The organism is Thermophilibacter sp. (assembly GCF_966187215.1).
In genome coordinates this window covers 1-4,226 of sequence record NZ_CBIFYV010000012.1, presented here as the reverse complement: position 1 = coordinate 4,226, position 4,226 = coordinate 1, and the positions used below count along the sequence as shown (strand labels likewise).

The window sequence follows — 4,226 nt, the reverse complement described above, 5'->3', positions numbered from 1 at the left end:
GAACCTGCTCGTGGGCCCCGACGCCGACTGCATGCGGCTCGACGCCTTTCTCGCCGCCGGCGCTGGGATGCCTAGCCGTTCGGCGTGCGCACGCCTCGTGGAGGGCGGCTCGGTCACGATCAACGAGACCCCCGCCACCTCCAAGTCCGAGCGCGTCCTTCTCGGCGACCGCGTGCGCGCGCTCGTGGATGAGCCGGAGCCCCAGGCGGGCCCGCTCGCGCCCAATCCCTACATCCCGCTCGACATCCGCTATGAGGACGACCACCTGATCGTGCTCTCCAAGCAGGAGGGCCTGGTCTGCCACCCGAGCCCGGGCCACATCGACGACACGCTCGCCAACGCGCTCGTGGCGCACTGCGGCTACGCCCACCTGGGGATGCTCCAGGGCGAGGAGCGTCCCGGCATCGTGCACCGCCTCGACATGGACACCTCCGGGCTCATGGTGGCGGCCAAGGACGACGCCACGCAGAGGGCGCTGCAGGACCTCATCCGCCTGCGCGTGCTCGACCGCCGCTACGTGGCGCTCGCGCACGGACCGATCGCCCACGACGAGGGGACCATCGAGACGGGCATCGCGCGCTCGACGCGCGACCGCCTCCGCATGGCGGTCAGCGACGCCCCGGGCGCGCGCGAGGCCATCACCACCTTCCGCGTGCTCGAGCGCTTCGAGGCGGGCCGGCGCGACGAGGGCTACACGCTCGTGGAGTGCCACCTCTACACCGGGCGCACGCACCAGATCCGCGTCCACATGCGCCACGTGGGGCACCCGCTCGTGGGGGACCAGCTCTACGGGCGCGGCGACGACCGGCTCAACCTGGGCCTGCGCCGGCAGTTCCTCCACTCGTGGCGCATCGCCTTCGAGCACCCGATTTCGGGTGAGAAGATAGAGCTTCGCGACTCGCTGCCGGACGACCTCGCCGATGTACTAGAATCGCTGGGCGAAAGGTCCCTGGGGCGCACGCCGGCGGGCGAGAGGATCTGCCCGCTGCTCGTCCCCGGCGGGCGCGGATAAGCGACGCGAGGGGTGGCCCCATGGAGTTCAACCGCTTCGGTCTCACGCCGATCGTCATATTCAACTTCATCATCTGGCTCTTCTACACGCTGACCTACCTCTACCAGGTCTTCTACACGCTCCGCGTGCTCTTCAGGGGCATGGTCAAGCTGCCTAAGGCCAAGCGGAGGCACTGCTACGCCTTCGTGATCGCCGCCCACAACGAGGAGGCCGTCATCGGCAACCTCGTGCGCTCGATCCTCTCGCAGGACTACCCCCGCGAGCTCATGGACGTGTTCGTGGTCTGCGACGCCTGCACCGACGGTACCCATGCGGCCGCCGAGGAGGCCGGCGCCGTGGCATGGGACCGCAACGACCTTGCGCGGCGCGGCAAGAGCTGGGCGCTCGACTACGGCTTCGACCGCATCCTCAGCGAGTACGGCGACAAGTACGAGGCGTTCGTCGTCTTCGACGCCGACAACCTCGTCTCGCGGGACTACATCTCCGTCATGAACCAGGCCTTCGACGCGGGTTACCTCGTCTGCACCGGCTACCGCAACTCCAAGAACTTCGACTCCAGCTGGATCAGCTCCGCCTACGCGATCTGGTTCATGCGCGAGGCCAAGTACCTCAACAACGCGCGCATGATGAGCGGCACGAGCTGCGCCATCTCGGGCTCGGGCTGGTACGTCTCGGCGAGCATCGTGCGCGGCATGCACGGGTGGGCCTTCCACACCCTCACTGAGGACATCCAGTTCTCCACGTTCTGCAGCGCCAACAACGTCCAGATCGGCTACGCCCCGGCCGTCTTCTACGACGAGCAGCCCGTCACCTTCAAGGCGTCGTGGACCCAGCGCCTGCGCTGGACCAAGGGCTTCTACGAGGTGTTCTTCTCGTATGTGCGCGACCTCGTCAAGGGCATCTCCAAGGGGCACTTCGCGAGCTACGACATGCTGATGACCATCGCACCCGCGAACTTCCTCACGCTGCTGTCGTTCTTCGTGAACGCCACCTACCTGATCATCGGCCTGCTGAGCCACGGCTTCATCGCCACCCGCAGCGAGCTCGACATGTGCGTGGGCTCGCTCGTGATGACGTTCGTGTCGATGTACGTCTCGTTCTTCGTGATCGGCCTCATCACCACGATCTCCGAGCGCAGGAACATCCACGCCAAGCAGCGCTGGCGCATCATAACCAACGTCTTCACGTTCCCGATCTTCGAGATGACCTACATCCCCATCAACGTGGTCGCCCTGTTCAAGAAGGTGGAGTGGGTCCCCACCAAGCACGACATCGCGGTCAACGTCGACGACATCGTGGGAGACAACGTGTAGCCGTCCCGCGTCTCGGCGAGCGGGCGCGTGCGCTCCGCGAGCGGATGTTACAATGACGTGACGCTTGGTTGAAGACAGTCGCGCGCGGTCGAAAGGAGACACGTCAGATGGCAACGTTCTTCGAGGGGGAGTCCCACACCTTTTCCGAGTACCTGCTCGTCCCCGGCTACTCCTCGGCGGAGAACATACCCGCCAACGTGTCGCTCAAGACTCCGCTCGTGAGGTTCAAGCGCGGCGAGGAGCCCTCGATCAGCCTCAACATCCCCATGGTCTCGGCCATCATGCAGTCCGTCTCGGGCGTGGACATGGGCGTGGCGCTCGCCATGGAGGGCGGCCTCGCCTTCATCTACGGCAACCAGACCCCCGGCTCCGAGGCCGCCATGGTCAGGGCCGTCAAGGACTTCAAGGCCGGCTTCGTCCAGTCCGATTCCACCCTCACCCCGAGCATGACGATGGAGCAGGTCATGGACCTCAAGGCCCGCACCGGCCACTCCACCATGCCCGTCACCGACGACGGCACGGCGCACGGCAAGCTCCTCGGCATCGTGACGAGCCGCGACTACCGCCCCACGCGCGACGACCACTCGATGAAGGTCTCCGAGTTCATGACCCCGCGCGAGCGCCTCATCGTGGGAGACAAGGACATCACGCTCAAGCGCGCCAACGACGTCATCTGGGAGAACAAGCTCAACGCCCTGCCCGTGGTGGACGACAACGACCACCTCATGGGCATCGTCTTCCGCAAGGACTACGACCAGCACAAGTCCAACCCCGAGGAGCTTCTCGACGCCAACAAGCGCTACATGGTGGGCGCGGGCATCAACACGCGCGACTACGCGGAGCGCGTGCCGCTTCTGGTCGAGGCCGGCGCCGACGTGCTGTGCATCGACTCCTCCGAGGGCTTCTCCGAGTGGCAGAAGCGCACGATCGAGTGGATCCGCGCCAACTACGGTGACACCGTCAAGGTGGGCGCCGGCAACGTGGTGGACGCCGACGGCTTCCGCTTCCTGGCCGACTGCGGTGCCGACTTCGTGAAGGTGGGCATCGGCGGCGGCTCGATCTGCATCACGCGCGAGACCAAGGGCATCGGCCGCGGCCAGGCCTCCGCGGTCATCGACGTGTGCCGCGCGCGCGACGAGTACTTCGAGGAGACCGGCGTCTACGTGCCCGTGTGCTCCGACGGCGGCATCGTCTACGACTACCACATGACGCTCGCGCTGGCCATGGGTGCCGACTTCATGATGCTCGGGCGCTACTTCGCGCGCTTCGACGAGTCGCCCACCGAGCGCGTCAACGTCAACGGCCAGTACATGAAGGAGTACTGGGGCGAGGGCTCCGCGCGCGCCCGCAACTGGCAGCGCTACGACCAGGGCGGCGCCACCAAGCTCGGCTTCGTCGAGGGCGTGGACTCCTACGTGCCCTACGCCGGCTCGCTCAAGGAGGGCGTGCGCAACACGCTCTACAAGATCAAGTCCACGATGTGCAACTGCGGCGCGCTCAACATCAAGGAGCTGCAGCAGAAGGCGCGCCTGACGCTCGTGAGCTCCACCTCCATCGTCGAGGGCGGCGCGCATGACGTCGTGGTCAAGGACTCCCAGCACAGCGTGAGCTACCGGTAGCGCCCGGCCGGAGAGAGTCGATTTGCGGCCCCGGTGCCCCAGCGGCCCCGGGGCCGCTTTCTGCGCCTTCCGGGCGTCTCGCACTTTGTCCGGAGCCGCTCGTGCACATGCGTCAGGTTGCTGCGTGTGCATGTCTTGGGTTCCGGCCGGCTCCCCCTCATGGCCGCCCGTTCCGTGCACATGCGTCGATGTGGCGTATGTGCACGTCTTGGTTCCCATCCGGAAGGCCATTATGGCCGACCGTCTCACTCACATGCATAAGAGTGCCGCAGGTGCACGGCA

General features: G+C 66.4%; 3 protein-coding genes. All 3 read left to right on the top strand.

The features are described from left to right. Nucleotides 1-1,012 (top strand): RluA family pseudouridine synthase (locus ACWTSU_RS01300; protein WP_455138102.1); only part of this gene is annotated, 1,012 nt, incomplete at its 5' end. Nucleotides 1,013-1,032: 20 nt separating this feature from the next. Beyond that, nucleotides 1,033-2,325, top strand: coding sequence for a glycosyltransferase family 2 protein (locus tag ACWTSU_RS01295; RefSeq protein WP_455138101.1), 1,293 nt, complete (start codon nt 1,033-1,035; stop codon nt 2,323-2,325). A gap of 107 nt (nt 2,326-2,432) precedes the next feature. Continuing rightward, on the top strand, nt 2,433-3,944 hold the full coding sequence (locus ACWTSU_RS01290; protein WP_455138100.1) for an IMP dehydrogenase: 1,512 nt from the start codon (nt 2,433-2,435) through the stop codon (nt 3,942-3,944). Nucleotides 3,945-4,226: the final 282 nt, after the last annotated feature.

Coding starts and splice junctions, on each gene's coding strand:
- ACWTSU_RS01295 (WP_455138101.1), top strand. CDS start 1,033: ATGGAGTTCAACCGCTTCGGTCTCACGCCGATCGTCATATTCAACTTC.
- ACWTSU_RS01290 (WP_455138100.1), top strand. CDS start 2,433: ATGGCAACGTTCTTCGAGGGGGAGTCCCACACCTTTTCCGAGTACCTG.